General features: G+C 72.6%; 15 protein-coding genes. 7 read left to right on the top strand and 8 right to left on the bottom strand.

The features are described 5' to 3' along the window. On the top strand, positions 1-754 hold a 754-nt coding region (locus ACWGIF_RS17565), incomplete at its 5' end, for a 4'-phosphopantetheinyl transferase family protein (protein WP_453497883.1). Positions 755-791: 37 nt separating this feature from the next. Here ACWGIF_RS17565 and ACWGIF_RS17560 read toward each other — a convergent pair. Together ACWGIF_RS17560 and ACWGIF_RS17555 are read right to left on the bottom strand one after the other, a co-directional pair. After that, complete coding sequence (locus tag ACWGIF_RS17560) at positions 792-1,319, bottom strand: DUF4240 domain-containing protein (protein WP_453497880.1); 528 nt, start codon at positions 1,317-1,319, stop codon at positions 792-794. Positions 1,320-1,347: 28 nt separating this feature from the next. Continuing rightward, positions 1,348-2,163: a hypothetical protein gene (locus ACWGIF_RS17555; protein WP_453497877.1), complete on the bottom strand. Its 816-nt coding sequence runs from the start codon at positions 2,161-2,163 to the stop codon at positions 1,348-1,350. Positions 2,164-2,195: 32 nt separating this feature from the next. On the opposite strand from ACWGIF_RS17555, the gene ACWGIF_RS17550 reads away from it, so the two are divergent. Beyond that, a complete protein-coding gene (locus ACWGIF_RS17550) occupies positions 2,196-2,699 on the top strand; it encodes an LURP-one-related/scramblase family protein (RefSeq protein WP_453497873.1) in 504 nt (167 codons plus the stop codon). A gap of 42 nt (positions 2,700-2,741) precedes the next feature. Further along, entirely contained in the window at positions 2,742-2,918 is a 177-nt protein-coding gene (locus ACWGIF_RS17545) for a hypothetical protein (RefSeq protein WP_453497871.1), read from the top strand. A 124-nt stretch (positions 2,919-3,042) separates the two neighbouring features. On the opposite strand, the gene ACWGIF_RS17540 is transcribed toward ACWGIF_RS17545, so the two are convergent. Continuing rightward, positions 3,043-3,822, bottom strand: coding sequence for a carbon-nitrogen family hydrolase (locus ACWGIF_RS17540; protein ID WP_453497868.1), 780 nt, complete (start codon positions 3,820-3,822; stop codon positions 3,043-3,045). Between the two features lie 149 nt (positions 3,823-3,971). Here ACWGIF_RS17540 and ACWGIF_RS17535 point away from each other — a divergent pair, with 149 nt between their 5' ends. After that, positions 3,972-4,802, top strand: a complete 831-nt coding sequence (locus ACWGIF_RS17535; protein WP_453497865.1) for a maleylpyruvate isomerase family mycothiol-dependent enzyme — start codon at positions 3,972-3,974, stop codon at positions 4,800-4,802. Positions 4,803-4,898: 96 nt separating this feature from the next. Here ACWGIF_RS17535 and ACWGIF_RS17530 read toward each other — a convergent pair whose 3' ends face one another. Then, entirely contained in the window at positions 4,899-6,374 is a 1,476-nt protein-coding gene (locus ACWGIF_RS17530) for an MFS transporter (protein ID WP_453497862.1), read from the bottom strand. Continuing rightward, positions 6,371-7,051, bottom strand: coding sequence for a GntR family transcriptional regulator (locus ACWGIF_RS17525; protein ID WP_453497859.1), 681 nt, complete (start codon positions 7,049-7,051; stop codon positions 6,371-6,373). Before ACWGIF_RS17525 ends, ACWGIF_RS17530 begins: the two co-directional genes overlap by 4 nt. A gap of 199 nt (positions 7,052-7,250) precedes the next feature. Between ACWGIF_RS17525 and ACWGIF_RS17520 the strand changes: the two genes are divergently transcribed. After that, positions 7,251-8,444: a DUF418 domain-containing protein gene (locus tag ACWGIF_RS17520; RefSeq protein WP_453497856.1), complete on the top strand. Its 1,194-nt coding sequence runs from the start codon at positions 7,251-7,253 to the stop codon at positions 8,442-8,444. A gap of 69 nt (positions 8,445-8,513) precedes the next feature. Here the strand turns inward: ACWGIF_RS17520 and ACWGIF_RS17515 are convergent, their stop codons facing one another. Together ACWGIF_RS17515 and ACWGIF_RS17510 are read right to left on the bottom strand one after the other, a co-directional pair. After that, positions 8,514-10,409, bottom strand: coding sequence for a C1 family peptidase (locus tag ACWGIF_RS17515; protein ID WP_453497853.1), 1,896 nt, complete (start codon positions 10,407-10,409; stop codon positions 8,514-8,516). A 295-nt stretch (positions 10,410-10,704) separates the two neighbouring features. After that, positions 10,705-10,944, bottom strand: coding sequence for a glutaredoxin domain-containing protein (locus ACWGIF_RS17510; RefSeq protein ID WP_453497850.1), 240 nt, complete (start codon positions 10,942-10,944; stop codon positions 10,705-10,707). A gap of 132 nt (positions 10,945-11,076) precedes the next feature. Here ACWGIF_RS17510 and ACWGIF_RS17505 point away from each other — a divergent pair, with 132 nt between their 5' ends. Further along, positions 11,077-12,282, top strand: coding sequence for a DUF1266 domain-containing protein (locus ACWGIF_RS17505; protein WP_453497847.1), 1,206 nt, complete (start codon positions 11,077-11,079; stop codon positions 12,280-12,282). A gap of 183 nt (positions 12,283-12,465) precedes the next feature. Continuing rightward, complete coding sequence (locus ACWGIF_RS17500; RefSeq protein ID WP_453497844.1) at positions 12,466-12,885, top strand: PPOX class F420-dependent oxidoreductase; 420 nt, start codon at positions 12,466-12,468, stop codon at positions 12,883-12,885. An 84-nt stretch (positions 12,886-12,969) separates the two neighbouring features. Here the strand turns inward: ACWGIF_RS17500 and ACWGIF_RS17495 are convergent, their stop codons facing one another. After that, complete coding sequence (locus tag ACWGIF_RS17495) at positions 12,970-15,729, bottom strand: PKD domain-containing protein (protein ID WP_453497841.1); 2,760 nt, start codon at positions 15,727-15,729, stop codon at positions 12,970-12,972. Between the last annotated feature and the right edge of the window lie 58 nt (positions 15,730-15,787).

Raw genomic sequence — 15,787 nt, 5'->3', positions numbered from 1 at the left:
GGGGGGGGTTGTCTCGTACCCCCTGGTCCCCCCCCCCGCCGACCCCACCCCCGCGTTGGGGGGCCAGCCCGGGCGGGCGGGCCCCATCCACCCGCCCGCTCCCGGCGAGGCGCTGGTGCGGTTCGTGGACGCGGAGGAACAGGCGCCGTTCGCGGAACACCTCGCGCCCGGCGTGCTCGACGCCGCCGAGCGTCAGCGTGCCGACCGGTTCGTGCGGCCCCAGGACCGCGCCTCCTATCTGGCCGCGCACGTGGCGCTGAGGTTGATGCTGGGAGCCCTGCTCGACACCGCGCCGGGCGACTTGGTGATGGCCCGCGACGCCTGCCCCGAGTGCGGCGGCCCCGGCGGGCGACCGGTCCTCGTGGGCGGCGGCGCCCACTTCTCCCTGTCGCACAGCCGGAATGCGGTGTTCGTGGCCTGCGCGTCCACGCCGGTCGGGGTGGACGTGGAGGCCGTGCCGACGTCCCGGGTGCTGGCGGGGAGCGAGGACTTCTTCCACCCGGACGAGGCCGCCGAACTCGCCGCGCTCCCCGAGCCCGGGCGCCCGGCAGGCTTCGCACGTCTGTGGGCGCGCAAGGAGGCGTATCTGAAGGGCACCGGAGCGGGACTGGGGCACGAAGGACACCGGACCTACCTGGGGATCGGCCCGGCCGCCGAGTCCGTCCGCCCGCACTGGTCCCTCACCGACCTTCCGGCCCCCGAGGGGTTCGCCGCGGCGCTCGCGCTGCGCGCCCCCTCGGTGCACTGGCACTGAGGCCTGCCGGAACCGCCCGGGCGGCCTCCTCGACGCTTCAGGCCAGGCCGAAGAGAGCGCTCAGGCGGGGCAGGCGGGCCGTGATCTCCTCCTCGTCGTCGAAGTCGAAGTCCCAGGAGGGGTCCAGGGGCGGGTAGCGGATCGTGAAGGAGTCCGCCGGGAGTTCGCGCCCGGTGGCCGTCCCGTAGGCCGTCCATGCGATCGAGAGGGCCTCCTCGTCCCACAGCTCCAAGCCCCCCGCCGCGGCGTCGCGGACCGCCGGGTGGGCCGCCAGGGAGTCCGGGTCCGCCAGGGCCGCGTCGAAGGCCGCCCGGCCCTGGGTGAGGAGCCAGCCGCGGAAGTAGTCGAAGCCGTCGTCCGAGCAGCCGCCGTTGATCACATAGGCCGCGGCCCAGAGCGGGTTGCGGTAGGACTCCGCCAGCAGGTCCCACAGCACCTGCTGGGCCGCGGCTATCTCCGTCTCCGGGAAACCTGACAGCAGTTCCGCCGCGCGCGGGGCCACCTCTTCCGCTGCCGCGTCCGCGCGGGCCGTCTCGATCAGCTTCCAGAACGTCTGCTTGTCCATGGGGAAAGCCTGGCAGCCGGGTCTGACATCAGCCCTCGGCGCCGAGGAAGGTGTGCAGGGACGCTGTGAGCGCGGCGACGAAAACGTCCTGCACTTCCGCCGGCAGCAGGTCCAGGGAGAGGTACGGGTTCAGGTCCTCCAGCTCGACGAGGAGCAGTTCGCCGGACGGCGCCCGGCAGGCGTCCACACGCTGGATGCCGTGGTCGAGGGTGTTCCACTCGACGAAGGCGCGGGCGAAGGCCAGGTCCGCCTCGGTCGGGGCGTAGGGCCGGAGCTCCCAGCGGCGGGCCGGATCGGGTGCGTAGAGGGCGTACTGGAAGGCGTCGTCGACGAAGTAGAAGGACACCTCGTACGTGAAGTCGATGCGCGGCTGGATGAGGACGTGCCCCGCCGGGCCCGTCGGGGTCGCCGTGAAGGTGAGGCCGATGGAGTCGGCGCCCTGCTTCGGCTTGACCGCGTAGGAGGGGACCTGCGGCAGCTCCGCCAGGCGGGCCGGGTCGTCGACCGTCGGGATGACCGGGTAGCCGGCGGCCGTCAGGTCGAGGAGGTACTGCTTGCCCGCCATGTCGGCGCGGCCGGTGAGCGGGTTGTAGACCCGGGTGCCGGCGGTGAGGGCGGCGGCGCGGAAGGAGTCGTAGGCCTGCTGGTAGTGCAGGACCGGGCCGCTGTTGCGGACGATCACCGCGTCGAAGCCCATCGGTATGAGGGCCTCCGCGTCGGCCGGGTGGCACAGGACCGGTTCGAACCCGGCGGCCCGGAGGCGCGAGGAGAGGAAGATGTCCTCGTCGCAGTAGCGGCGGCCGCGTGCGGGGTACGCCAGGTCGGTCACGAAGAGCAGAGGCATGGCGCCAACCTATCGCGGGCACTGATCAGCGCATGAAATACCTCGTACGGGACAAAGTGCTGGCCATCGGGGACGACTACTGGATCGAGGACGAGGACGGACGGCACGCCTTCCTCGTCGACGGGAAGGCACTGCGGTTCCGGGACACCCTGGAGCTGAAGGATCCCGACGGTCGGATCCTGATCACCCTGCGGGAGAAGCTGTTCGGCTTCCGCGACGCCATGACCCTGGAGCGGGACGACCAGCGGCTCGCGGTGATCCGCAGGAAGCGGCTCTCGCTGCTGCGGGGCCACTTCCGCGTGACCCTGATCGAGGACACCGAGCTCGATGTGAGCGGGCGGATCCTGGACCGGGAGTTCAAGGTCGAGTACGGCGGGGAGCTGCTCGCGCTGATCTCGCGGCAGTGGTACCGGGTCCGTGAGACGTACGCGGTGGACGTGGTCCGCGAGGACGCGGACGCGGCGCTGCTGATCGCGGTCGCCGTGTGCGTGATCCGGATGGCCGAGAAGGAGCGGGAGGACGCCGGCGTCACGTGAGGACGGACGCACGGGGAAGCGGCCGGGGTCCCGGGGGGAGGCGTGTTCCTGCGTCTCGCCCTGATCGCGGTGGGCGCCGCCGCCGTATTGGTCGCTCTGGCCATCGCTCCCGGAATCCGCCGACTGGTCGTGTCGACCCGTCTGCTTTCCCGGGGTGCGCTGGCGTGCCCTGCGCCCACCGCCCTGGCGGCGATCCGTGTCTGGCTCGACGTCGGCTGATCCCGGGTGTCCCGGACGCCGCCTCCCGGCCGGCCGGCCGCCCAGGTCAGCGGGCTAGGTCAGCGGGCTAGGTCAGCGGGCCGCAGCAGCTGGCCGGGGCAGCTGGCCGGGGCAGCCGCCTCGGTCAGCGGTGCAGGCGGCGGTCCTTCAGGGCCGGGAACTGGGCGCGGGTGTCGGGGACCTTGGCCGGGTCCAGGTCGACGGTGAGGACCTCCTCGCCGGGGCCCGCCTCCGCCAGGACCTCGCCCCACGGGTCCACCACCAGGCTGTGTCCGGCCTGTTCGACGCCCGCGTGGGTGCCGGCCAGCCCGCACGCCAGGACGTACGACTGGTCCTCCACGGCGCGCGCCCGGTTGAGCAGGGTCCAGTGCGAGCGGCGGCGCGCGGGCCAGCCCGCCGCGACGATCATCGTGGTGGCCCCCGCGTCGACCAGACCGCGGAACAGTTCCGGGAAGCGCAGGTCGTAGCAGGTGGCGATGCCGAGGGTCTGCTCCGGCAGCTCCAGCGTGGTCAGGGAGTCGCCGGCGGACATGAGGACCGCCTCGCCCTGGTCGAAGCCGAAGCGGTGGATCTTGCGGTAGGTGGCGGCCAGCTCGCCCGCCGGGGAGAGGACGAGGGCGGTGTTGTAGAGGGAGCCGTCACCCGCCCGCTCCACGACCGAGCCCGCGTGCAGCCAGACCCCGGCGTCGCGCGCGGCCTGGGACATGGCCTCGTAGGTCGGGCCGTCCAGCGGTTCGGCCTCGGTCTCGAACTGCTCGTACGCGAAGGCGCCGACCGGCCACAGCTCCGGAAGGACGACGAGGTCGGAGCCCGCCTGTTCCCGTACGAGCTCGGCCACGCGGACACGTCGGGAAGACACCGACTCGCCCTCGTTCACTGCGATTTGGATCAGCGAGGCGCGCACACTACCACCGTCCTGGCGTTCAAGCCGTCAACTCGGGCCTACGATCGTCACACGAAAGCACTGCCGGGGTGCTCACCGGCAGCGTAGTTTTGGAAACTGAGTCCACTGCTTCCGAAACGCGTCACTGAACAGCACCGCGAGGGGTCCCGTTGACCGTCCATCCGCATCCCAGCCTCAAGCCCTATGCCGACGCGTGGACGCACTCCATCGAGGCGATATCCGAGCTGGTCCTCCCCTTGACGGAGGGCGAGTGGAACCGGGCGACGCCGTGTCCCGGCTGGTCGGTCCGTGACGTCGTGTCACACATCATCGGCATCGAATGCGAGCAGCTCGGGGACCCGCGGCCGATCCACACGGTGGCGAGGGACCTGCGGCACGTGGTGGACGAGTTCAGCCGGTACATGGAGGTGCAGGTCGACGTACGACGGCACCACACCGCGCCGGAGATGACCTCGGAGCTGGAGTACACCGTCATCCGGCGCTCGCGGCAGCTGCGCAACGAGAAGCGGGATCCGGCCACGATGGTGCGGGGGCCGCTGGGCGACCAGGTGACCCTGGAGCACGCGCTGCGGCTGCGGGCGTTCGACGTGTGGGTCCACGAGCAGGACCTGCGGGCGGCCCTGGGCGTGCCGGGGAACTGGGACTCGCCGGGTGCGTACGTGGCGCGGGACATCCTGCTCGCCGGGCTGCCGAAGGTGGTGGCGAAGCGGGCGGGTGCGCCGGCGAACTCGGCGGTGGTGGTCGACGTGCACGGTCCGCTGGAGTTCATGCGGACGGTGCGGGTGGACGCGGAGGGCCGGGGGACGGTGGACAAGGCGCCGTCGCTGGGCCCCGCCGTTACCCTGACGATGGACTGGGAGACGTACGTCCGCCTGGCGGCGGGACGGGTGCGCGCGCGCACCGTCGCCGACCGGGTGAAGGTGGAGGGCGACGCGGACCTGGCGGAGGCCATCCTGACGCAGTTCGCCGTGACCCCGTAGGCCCAGCACCAGCGGAGCAGGCACGGCGGCGGGCCCCTTCGTCCACCTATCGGGCAGTTCCTCCTTCCGCCGCCGCCGTGTCCCGGGGCTGCGGCCCTACTTCGCCTCGCGCCCGGCTGTCTCCGGCAGGGGACACGCGCCGGACAGCGGCTCCGATTCCGCCTGCGGTACGGGCGTCGGGGCCGATCCCGGGGCTGCTGCCGGGGCGGGCGCCTGGGCGGGTACCGGTGCGGGTCCCTGCCCGGGTACCGGTGCGGGTACCGATGCGGGGATCGTGATGCGGTTGCGGGCCGCTTCGCGCGCCAGTGCGCGCGGGCGCAGCCGCAGGATCTGGGCGACGCCCACCGCTTCGAGGACGAAGACCGTCGAGAAGGCGATGCGGTAGTTGTCGCCGGTGGCGTCCAGCAGGACGCCCACCGCCAGCAGCGTGGTCATCGACGCGATGAAACCGCCCATGTTCGTGATCCCCGAGGCGGTGCCCTGGCGCTCGGGCGGATTGGCGGGGCGGGCGAAGTCGAAGCCGATCATCGACGCCGGGCCGCAGGTGCCCAGGACCAGGCACAGCGTGACCAGCAGCCCCATGGGCGCCCGGTCGCCGGGGTGGACGAGGACCGCCGCCCAGAGGAGGGCCGTGAGGCCGACCGTGCCCAGGGCGAGCGGGATCCGTGCGGACTGGCGGCGCCCGACGATCTGGCCGTAGACCAGCCCGAGCGCCATGTTCGAGGCGACGACCAGCGTCAGCAGTCCGCCCGCGGTGGTCCGCGACAGTCCCTGGGCCTCGATCAGGAACGGCATCCCCCACAGCAGCAGGAACACCATCGCGGGGAACTGCGTGGTGAAGTGCACCCACAGGCCGAGCCTGGTGCCGGGTTCGGCCCAGGACTCCCGGATCTGGCGGCGTACGAACCCCCCGGAAGGCCCGGAAGGCCCAGCCGGGGAAGCCCCCGTACCACGTGGCACGGGCGCCGGCTCGTGGCCCTCCGGGTGGTCCCGCAGGAACAGCACCAGCGGCACCAGGACCACCAGACCCGCCACCGCGCTCCCCGCGAAGGCCGCGGTCCAGCCGACCCCGTGCAGGACGGGGGCGAGGACGAGTGTGGAGACGAGGTTGCCCGCCATGCCGACCAGTCCGGCCAGCTGCGCCACCAGCGGCCCGCGCCGGGCCGGGAACCACCGGGTGCCCAGCCGCAGCACCGAGATGAAGGTCATGGCGTCGCCGCAGCCCAGCAGGGCCCGGGCGGCCAGCGCCATCTCGTAGGAGGGCGAGAGCGCGAAGCCGAGCTGGCCCACGGTGAACAGGACCGCGCCCAGCGTCAGCACCTTCTTGGTGCCGAGCCGGTCGACCATCAGGCCCACCGGTATCTGCATGCCCGCGTAGACGAGCAGCTGGAGCAGGGAGAAGGTGGCCAGCGCCGAGGCATTGACGTGGAAGCGGTCGGCGGCGTCGAGGCCGGCCACGCCCAGGCTGGTACGGAAGATCACGGCCACGAAGTAGACGGCGACGCCGATGGACCAGACGGCGACGGCCTTCCGGCCGCCGGGAGGATCCTTGACCACGTGCGGGGCGGTCATCGGCCGGGCCCCCGCACCAGTGCCTCGACCCGTCCGATGTGCCCGCGGACGGCGGCGGCCGCCGTGTCCGCGTCCCCGGCCCGCAGCGCGTCCAAAATCTCGGCGTGCTCGGCCAGGGTGCGCTCCAGCCGGTCGGGGTGGGCGTGCAGCACCGCCACGCCCATCCGCAGCTGCCGGTCGCGGAGCTGGTCGTAGAGCCGGCACAGGATCTGGTTGCCGGCACTGCGGACGATCTCGGCGTGGAAGCCCCGGTCGGCGGCCGTCAACGCGGCGAGGTCGCCCCCGGCGGCGTGCCGGCGCTGTTCCTCGAGCAGGGCGGTGAGCCGGTCCAGCAGGCCGGGTGGCGCGGGCACGGCCCTGCGCACGGTGAACTCCTCGACCAGCAGCCGGGTTTCGAGCACGTCGTTGATCTCCTGTGCGGAGACCGGCAGCACCAGCGCGCCCTTCTTCGGGTACAGCTTCAGCAGCCCCTCGGTCTCCAGCCGCAGCAGGGCCTCGCGGACCGGGGTGCGGGACACCCCGACGGCCTCGGCGAGTTCACCCTCGGTCAGAAGGGTGCCGCCTTCGTAGCCGCGATCGAGCACACCCTGCTTGACGTGCCGGTAGACGCGGTCGGCGGCGGTCGCGGCCGTAATGGAGGAGGCGGGCCGGGTGAAGGCGGAGGTGGCGGCGCACATGCGTGCAGGATAGATACAAGAGAGGTGCAAGCCGTGCCGGGTCCAGGATGCGGACGACGCCCGGCTCGCCGCCCCTGCATCCCGCCCGGCTCCCCGCCCCCTGCATCGCGCCCGGCCCCCGGCCCTGCATCGAAGGATGTACGGCACCTTCGTCCGCCCGCAGGACGTACGGGGCCACGCGCGCCGGGACGCTGGAGTCATGGCCGACACCCTGCTCGCCCCGGTGGTCCGGAAGACCGCCCGGCTCCCCCTCCTGGACGTCCTGCGCGGCGCCGCCGTCCTGGGCACGCTCATGACCAACGTGTGGATCTTCGCCTCCCCCGGCTCGAAGTGGGGCGTGCTCCAGGGCGGGATGCAATCGCCCGACCCCATCGGCGACCCCTCCGTCGCGAACATCGCCGAGACCGTCTTCCGCTTCCTCGCGGACGGCAAGTTCCTGGCGCTGCTCACGGTCCTGTTCGGCGTGGGCCTCGCCATCCAGTACGACTCCGCCGCGCGCCGCGGCGACCCCTGGCCCGGCCGCTACCCGCGGCGCGCCGCGTTCCTCCTCGTCGAGGGCACCGTCCACTTCGTGCTCGTCTTCGCCTGGGACGTGCTGATGGGCTACGCCGTGACGGCCCTGTTCGTCGCCTGGCTGCTGGCCCGCTCCGCGAAGGTGCGGCGGTGGGCCATGTGGACGGCCGGCGGGGTGCACCTGACGCTGGTCGCCCTGGTGACGCTGGGCGCGCTGAGCGAACCGGACACCGCGCCGAGGGGACCGGACACGGCCGCCGTCGAGCTGTACACGGACGGCGGTTACGGCGCCCAGGTCGCCTTCCGCCTGGACCACGCCCTCGCGCTGCGCATCGAGCCCGTCTTCTCCTTCGGCCTGCTGGTCTTCCTCTTCCTCCTGGGCGTGCGGCTGCACCGGGCCGGGGCCTTCACCGCCACCGCCGAGGGCGGACGCATCCGGACCCGGATGGCCGCCTGGGGCCTGGGCCTCGGGCTGCCCCTGAACGCCGCGACCGCCCTCGGCGGCGACGACCTCTTCGTCCTGGGCCGCTACGGCGTCGCGCCGCTGCTCGCCCTCGGCTACATCGGCCTGATCGGCATCGCCCTCGACCGGCGGTGGATCCCGCGGCCCGCGACCGCCGCCCTCGGCTCCGTCGGCCGCACGGCCCTGTCCTGCTACGTCGCCCAGAACCTCCTCTGCATGCTGCTCTGCTACGGCATCGGGCTGGGCCTCGCAGACCGGCTGGACGGCAGCGGCCCCTGGTGGGTGATGGGCCTGTGGGCAGGCGTGAGCATGACCCTGGCGGCCTGCTCGGGGCTCTGGCTGCGCCGCTTCGGCCGCGGCCCTCTGGAAGCCGTGCAGCACGCGGTCCTCAGGCCGCGCCGGCGGTCCCCGGCGTGACCTCCGCGTCCAGCACGAACTCGCCGTACGGGCCTCGTCCGGACAGGGCTCCACGGCGGCCGGGTCCTGTCAGACGGGGCCGATGACCGGCCCCTCGTGCCAGCCCCCGCCGTCCCGCCAGTAGTGCTGGAGACGGCGGTCGGTGCGCAGGACGATGACTTCCAGGCCGAACCCGAAGCTGCCCTGCAGCATCCCGGTGACCGAGGCGACGTCGTGGCCGAAGACCGCGCTGCGGCGCCAGGCGGAGTCGCCCGCGTTGCCGCGCCACCAGTGCTCGACCCGGCCGCCGGCGACGGCCACGCACAGCTCGTAGTTCCCGGCGGTGTCCTCGTCGGCGGCGCCGTCCTGCCCCTCGATCAGGCAGGGCGCGGAGATGGCCGCCGTACCGCTGCCGAAGATCTCCCCGGCGCGCCAGGTGAACCCGTTCGGGTCGTCGCGCCACCACAGCTGCATACGGCCGTCGGTGCGGGCGGCGACGAGGTCGAGGTGGCGGCTGCGGGTCTGCACGAGGGCGGGGCCGTAGTGCGCGATGCCGGAGGCGAAGCGGCCGCCGTCGTTCCAGCTCCAGGGGGCGCCGTTGATCCGCCACCAGTGGTTCAGGCGGCCGTCGGCGGTCCGGACGACGACCTCGAAGTTGCCCGGTTTCCCGTAGTCGCTCTGGATGAAGGCCGGGGTCGAGCCGACCGCCGCGTCACCCGGGCCGAAGGCGCCGCCGTCGCGCCAGACGCGCACAGTCTGCTCGAAGTACCAGTGGCGCAGCCGGCCTCCGGTGGTCACGTGCAGGGACTCCATGTTGCGGTTGTAGGTGGTCCCGGTGAAGGCGGGCTGGCCGGAGGCGTCGTTCGCGAAGGTGCCCGCCCGGGCCCAGGCGAAGGGGGCGTCGCCCTCGCGCCACCAGTGCTGGAGGCGGCCGCCCGTCGTGGAGGCGAGGAGTTCGAAGTTGCGGTGGGCGCGGCCGTTGCCGCTCTCGTAGACGTTGCCGGTGTGCAGGCGGCGCTTGGTCCACGGGTCGATGTTGGTGCCGCGCAGGCCGCACTTGGCCCAGGAGTCGATGGCGGCCTCACCGTAGGCGATCCGGCCGTAGCCGCCGACGTGGTGGCCCGTCCCCCAGGAGTTCTTGAACAGCCAGCAGCCGGCCGCGTCGTCGTAGCCGACGATCAACACGCAGTGGCCTCCCGCCAGTCGGTCGCTGGTGCGGTGGTAGACCCCGGAGCCGAGGCCGAAGAAGTCGTCGTAGACGTCGAAGCAGGCGGTCAGCGGGCCGACCGTGTCCAGCCAGACCTTCTGCTGCTCCACGTCGCCGAGCCGGACGTAGTCGGTGATCCGGACGGTCCGGCCGGACCGGTCCCAACTGGGCGTGTACTCGGCGCGCCAGGCGTCGCGGCGGGCGGCGGGCAGACCGGCGGGCGGGATGCCGTACGGCCAGCAGTCCGGGTCGGCGAGCCCGCCGTTGCCCTTGATCCAGTCGAGGGCGGTCTCCGGATCGGAGCCCTGTCCGCAGGTGAGGCGCAGTCCGTCGTGCACGTCTCCCGCGGAGCGCTCCGCCCATACGTCGTGCTCGATCCGGGCCATGGACTCCACCAGGCCGGCCGCGCCGAAGGCCCAGGAGGAACCGCACGGATTCTGGTCCTTCACCTTGGTGATCCAGGGCCGGCCCCAGCGGACGCGCCAGTCCACGGCGGCGGGCCGGGCCCCGGCGGCCGGGCCGGGCGCCCCGGGCAGCAGACCGTGGGCGGCCCGGCGCCGGGTCAGGTGCGGATTGCCGCTCTCGTGCCCGATGATCCCCCGCAGATCGATCACGCCCGCGTCCTCGGCGGACGTCAGTTTGGCCCCGGGTTCCAGCCCGAGCGAGGGCCGCGGCACCGGCTCCTCGTCGGCCAGGTGCTCCAGAACCGACCAGCGCGCCCCCAGCGCAGCCAGCTGCGCACGCAGCTCCCCCGCCGTCTGGACGGACTCCTCCGGCATAGCGGCCCCCCAGCTGCAAACCGTTCGCATACAAGACCCGCGAGCGTCCCTCCGCCGCCGGAGGCCGTCAAGGGGGTCCGCACGGTCGCGCGGTGGCACGGGGGGCGTGTCGCCCGGCCCGGCGGGTACCCCATCGCCCCGGACAGGAGCGACCTGCCGCCCGCCGGGCGCAGGCGCCTGCGAGGGAGGCGGAACCAATCGTCGTCGGAGCAACAGTCGTCATCACCATCGTCACGGCGATGAAAGCGTCCTCTGCCGGTAGGACCCGGCCACCGGCTGTCCGGTCGGCACGAGTTCAGCTGTGCAGGGCCTCGCGGATCCGGCGTACGGACGGGTTCACCATGGCCGGGTGGTCGCCGACCACCACCGTCGGAACCGTCTCGTTGCCGTCAGCCACACTGCGGACGAAGGCCGCCGCGTCGGGGTCCCGCCAGATGTTGACCTTCCGGTACGGAATCCGCGCCAGGCGCAGCTGCATGCGGAGCTTGATGCAGAAGGCGCACCCCGGCCGCCAGTACATCGTGACGGTGTTCATGCCGCCGCCCGGTGGACGGACTTCACGCACGGGAACCGGGTCATGCCCCGAAGCCTATGCCGGAAGCCGCCGGTCGGGGAGGGGACCGCAGGGGCCGGGTGGCCACTGGAGGTGCCCGTATAAGGTCCCCGTATGGGGACCTGGATCGCGCCGAGCGTCATCGAGAGAGAGCTGTACGAAGCCAAGACCGCCGGGAACTGGGCCGCGTACTTCGATGTGCTCGCCCGCACGCAGCTCTACCTGGTGCAGCACCGCGTCCAGTCCGACGCGCACCCCGACGCGGTCTTCTTCCACCCCACCCCGGACCGCATGCTCGTCGTCCGTACCGCCGGCATGCTGCCCGCGCCCACCCCCGAGACGGTCTTCGAGTCCCGGAGCCTGGGCTGGTTCTCGAAGGTCTGGGCCGCCGACGATCCCGCCTTCCTCGCCGTGAACCCGGGCTCGCCCGCCGAGGCCTACCTCACCACCACCCCCGCCGACCTGGCCCGCTGGCGCGCCCACGCCGACGCCGCCCCCTCCTACGGCCTGCCCGAAGGCAAGGTCCACGCCCTGTTCACCGGCGGCCCGCTGCACGGGCCCATCGCCCACGGCCTGGCCGTCGGCGCCCATCTCGCCGTGACGAACGGCGAGTTCTGGAACGCCCTCGCCTATCACGGCGGCGGCTACCAGCACGAGCGCCGCCGCGTCGCGAAGAGCTGGAGCATCACCGACCGGGCCGACTGGCTCTCCACCCTGGAGACGCTCCTGAACGCCGACATGGTCAGCCCCGTCTGGGAGTTCACGCTGCGCGTCCGCCGCGTCCTCGCCTCCGACTTCGCGGGGCCCGTCGACGTCGAGCACTGGCGGCACGCCGCCGAGGCCACCCTGCGCCGCAGCGCCGAACGCTCCGCCGAGCCGCAGATCACCCCGGAGGGGGTCACGGTCGCCCGGCCGCGGCCCACCGCCGAGGTGGAGGGCGAGATCGCCGGCGTCAAGCGCCTCATCGGCCGGATCGCCCGCTACGAGCAGCGCTTCCGGGCGGACGGGCTGCTCCCCGAGGACGGCTGGGTCCGCTCGGTGGAGGGCTGGGACGTCGGCCGGGCCTCTCAGATGGCCCGCTGGGGCATCGGCTGCCGGTACGGCACCCTCCACGAGGCCGAGAAGGCCGTGCAGCGCGCCGGGGAGGCGGCCCGGCAGACCTACCGTTCGTGGGAGGAGTTCTCCGCCGGGTACGTCCTGGGACGGTGCCTGCACTTCGACGAGGAGGAGTTCGGCACCTGGTACACGACCGCCCTCGCCGCCCACGTCGCACTGACCACCGACCCCGCCGGCCCCTGGCGCAACATTCCGTGGAGCTGACCTTGAGTCGACCTTGAGTCGACCTTGAGTCGACCTTGAGTCGACCTTGAGTCGACCTTGAGTCGCCTGGTGGCGACCGGAGCCGACCGGGGGCTGACCTGGAGCCGGCCGACCTCGGGTAGTCGCCGGCCGGGACGGTGTACCGGCGGCGGTGCCGGCGGAGGCCCGATTAGTCTCGCCACCATGACTGTTGAGCTGAACGAGACCGTGCGGGGGCTGCTCGACTCCCCGCACCCCGCCGTGCTGTCGACCATCAATCCCGACGGAAGTCCGCAGAGCTCGGTGATCTGGGTGACCCGCGACGGAGGCGATCTGCTGATCTCCACCGAGCAGGGCCGCCGCAAGGAGCGCAACATCGTCCGGGACGGGCGGGTCGGCCTCACCGTCTTCGACCTGGCCAACCCCTTCCTGTACGCCGAGATCCGCGGCACGGCCACCGTCACCGAGGACGTCGGCCGCGCGGTGGCCGTCCGCATCGCCGAGGAGTACCTCGGCCCGGGCGCCGGCAAGGAGTACCGGGACGCCCCGGCCGAGGACGTCCGCGTGGTCGTCCGCATCACCCCAACCAAGGTCCTCGGCAACGCCGCCCGCGCGACCGGCTGAGGCGCCCCGGACCACAGCCGGGAGCCCCGGCCTCCGCGACGTGCGGGGGCCGGGGCTCCGGTGCGCTGCGGTGTCCGGCCAGGGCTACGTGAAGTAGCCGAGGAGGTCGGTGATCACGTGGGTGGATCCGCCCCAGCTGTTGCCGACGCTGACCTTGCCGTCTCCGACCGGGGTCATGACGTGGTTCGGGACGGTCAGCCCGGGGAGGGTGTTGAGGCTGCTCGCCTCCGGTCGGGCGGACCCGAAGCCGTATGCGGTCAGGAAGCCGGGACCAGTGGCCTCGGTCGCCGTCAGGTTCAGCACCGCGCCCACCGCACCCGCCGGCAGGCCGGGCACCGTTGTGGTGCCGCCTGGCGCGACCTTGTCGGTGGTACGGGTGTCGGCGAGACGCTTGGGCACGACCGGGGTGAAGAGGGTCTTGCCGTCCTTGCCGTAGTAGCCGACCGCGTCCACGATCAGGTGCGTGGAACCGGCGTTGTTGTAGAGCGTGACCGTCCCGTCCGGGCCGACGGGCAGGATCGCCTGGTTGGACTTGTCCTTGCCCGGCTCCGGGTTCAGGTTCGAGGTGGTGGGCCGCTTCGCGGGATCCGGGTAGGCGATCACGTGGGTGTTGGTCGTGGCGGCCGTGCTGGTCAGGTTCACGGCGACGGCGGTTGCGTCGGCCGGGATGCCCTGCACGCCCGCGACCTTGACGGTCCGGGTCGTACCGCCGGCGACCGGGCCGCCCGCGGTGCGGGTGTCGGCGAGCCGGCTCGGGGCGACGGGGCTGAACTTCTGCCCGGCATTGGGCTGGTAGTAACCCAGGAAGTCCACGATCACGTCGGCCTGACCGCCGTTGAGCCGGAGCCAGACGAAGCCGTCCTTGTCGACGGGCACGGTCACGGTGTTGGACGACGTACCGCCCGCCCGGACGTTGACGTTCGACGTCGACGGCCGGTCCTGGCGTGCGGGCGACACGGTGAGGTGCGTGTCCTGCGTGGCGTTGGTGAGGGTCACGTTGACGACGGCCGAGGCCATGTCGTCCGCGTCCAGGCGCCCCTCAGGTGTCGTTCCCATCGGCATCCGCAGGGGCACGGACTCACCACCCCGGAGCGTGCCGCCGTGGGCCCGGCTGTCCTTCACGCGGTACGGCGCGGTGGCCACGTAGCCGGACGGCGCGTAGTCCACCCGTACCGTCCGCGTCGCCGTGGACGTGCCGCCCTTGACGTCCCAGAGCCGCACGGTGACCTTGTAGTCACCCGGCACGTCGTACGTGTGCTGGATGCGGGTCAGGGGCTCGTGGGACTCGTGGAAACCGGTTCCGTAGTCCACCTCCATGCGCGCCAGCGGCCACGGCGCCACCGCGGTGGAGGGGTCGATCTCGATGGTCAGCGGGGCGAGGCGCTCCCCCGACAGGTTCCCGCCCGGCAGGACGTCCGAGGTGGTGAAGTCCGCTGTCAGCGGGCCGGCCGCGGTCACCTTGGTCCGTGTCTGGGCGTAGGCCTTGCGGCCGACGGCGTTGACCGCCGTCACCTCGACCCGGTACTCGCCCGGCTTGTCGTAGACGTGCGTGGCGAGAACGTGATCGGCGGAACCCTGCTGGGTGACGACCGGAGCCGTCCCGTCGCCGAAGTCGACGTGGTAGCTCATCGCGGTGGGCCAGCGGCTGTCGGAGCGTGCCTGCACCTCCACCTTCGTGCCGACCGGCGCCCAGGTCTGGTCGATGCTCATGGAGGCACGGCTCAGACCGTCCTGGGTCTCGTGGGCGCCGCGGTCGATGTGACCGCCGTTCCCGCCCGTATTGGGGACCCGCGGGTCGTCCGCGGTCGGCTCCCCGTCGAAGTCACTGGGCCATACGCCCGGCGCCGTCGGGTCGCCGGAGTCGATGGTCGGGTAGCCGTCCTTCGGGCCGACCCCGTCGGCCGACGGGGTCAGGATGTCGTGCCCGCCCTGGCCCGTGGCGGCCCGGAAGGCCGCCGGGTCCCGGTAGGTGGTTCCGACCCAGCTGTACGGCACCTGCTCGGCGTCGCCGGGGAGGGCGGTGATCAGGTTGTGGTCGGAGGCGGTGCCCGTGGCCGCGCCCTGTGCCACCAGGATGCCGTTGCGCGGTTCGCCGCTCGTGCAGGAGTCGCTGCGGGCCTCCGTGTGCAGCACGTTGTTGAACAGGCCGGCGTTCGTCGAGCCGCCGACGACCGAGAGGGCGGCCGCGCAGTAGCCGTACAGCGTGTTGTTCGTGATGACGGTGCCGGGCGCGTCGACGACGCTGACCGCCGACCGGTGCGTGCCGAAGACGACGTTGCGGCCGAGGACGGTGCCCGTCGAGCCGCCCTCGATGCGAGCGCCCTTCAGCTCGCTCCGGCCGATGCGCACGTTCTTGCTCGCCCCGTCGACCACGAGGGCGTCGAGCGTGCCCCGCGAGGATGCGATCCGGTCGAGCTCGACATCGGTGGAGCCGCTGATCCGGACACCGCCGCCGACACGCAGGCCCCCGACCACCACATGGGAAGCGTCACGGACGGTCACGCCCTTGCCGAAGGGCAGCTCCGCCTGGGTGCTCCCGCTCGGCCACCCGTAGGACGCGAAGGTGATCGGCTTGCCCGGTATTCCCGAGCGGTCGATGGTGACGACCTCGTCGTACGCCTTCCCCGGCCTGATCCGAACGGTCTGGCCCGGCTTAACGGCCTTGGCCGCCGCGGAGATGGTGCAGTACGGAACGGTCGGCGCACCGGTTCCGGCGTCGGAGCACTTGGAACTCTCGTTGTTGACGTAGAGGATGTCCGGGTCCTCGGCGGCAGCAGCAGCCGGGATCCCGAGAAGGGTGACGAGACCTGCGGTCAGCAGGATCGCCGTACGGGTAGGGCGCACCAGAAGGCATTCCTTCGCGAGATGACGGGGTGGGTCACGACGGGTGTTGCGGCGCCTC

The organism is Streptomyces sp. NPDC054849, from assembly GCF_053610945.1.
The sequence above is the reverse complement of the archived record's forward strand: the minus strand, read 5'-3'. Positions and strand labels throughout refer to the sequence as shown.

Excerpts from the sequence above, each read along its gene's own strand:
- ACWGIF_RS17515 (WP_453497853.1), bottom strand. The coding sequence starts at position 10,409 with ATGCCGGAGGAGTCCGTCCAGACGGCGGGGGAGCTGCGTGCGCAGCTG.
- ACWGIF_RS17560 (WP_453497880.1), bottom strand. The coding sequence starts at position 1,319 with ATGGACAAGCAGACGTTCTGGAAGCTGATCGAGACGGCCCGCGCGGAC.
- ACWGIF_RS17525 (WP_453497859.1), bottom strand. The coding sequence starts at position 7,051 with ATGTGCGCCGCCACCTCCGCCTTCACCCGGCCCGCCTCCTCCATTACG.
- ACWGIF_RS17530 (WP_453497862.1), bottom strand. The coding sequence starts at position 6,374 with ATGACCGCCCCGCACGTGGTCAAGGATCCTCCCGGCGGCCGGAAGGCC.
- ACWGIF_RS17510 (WP_453497850.1), bottom strand. The coding sequence starts at position 10,944 with ATGAACACCGTCACGATGTACTGGCGGCCGGGGTGCGCCTTCTGCATC.
- ACWGIF_RS17500 (WP_453497844.1), top strand. The coding sequence starts at position 12,466 with ATGACTGTTGAGCTGAACGAGACCGTGCGGGGGCTGCTCGACTCCCCG.
- ACWGIF_RS17555 (WP_453497877.1), bottom strand. The coding sequence starts at position 2,163 with ATGCCTCTGCTCTTCGTGACCGACCTGGCGTACCCCGCACGCGGCCGC.
- ACWGIF_RS17520 (WP_453497856.1), top strand. The coding sequence starts at position 7,251 with ATGGCCGACACCCTGCTCGCCCCGGTGGTCCGGAAGACCGCCCGGCTC.
- ACWGIF_RS17505 (WP_453497847.1), top strand. The coding sequence starts at position 11,077 with ATGGGGACCTGGATCGCGCCGAGCGTCATCGAGAGAGAGCTGTACGAA.
- ACWGIF_RS17550 (WP_453497873.1), top strand. The coding sequence starts at position 2,196 with ATGAAATACCTCGTACGGGACAAAGTGCTGGCCATCGGGGACGACTAC.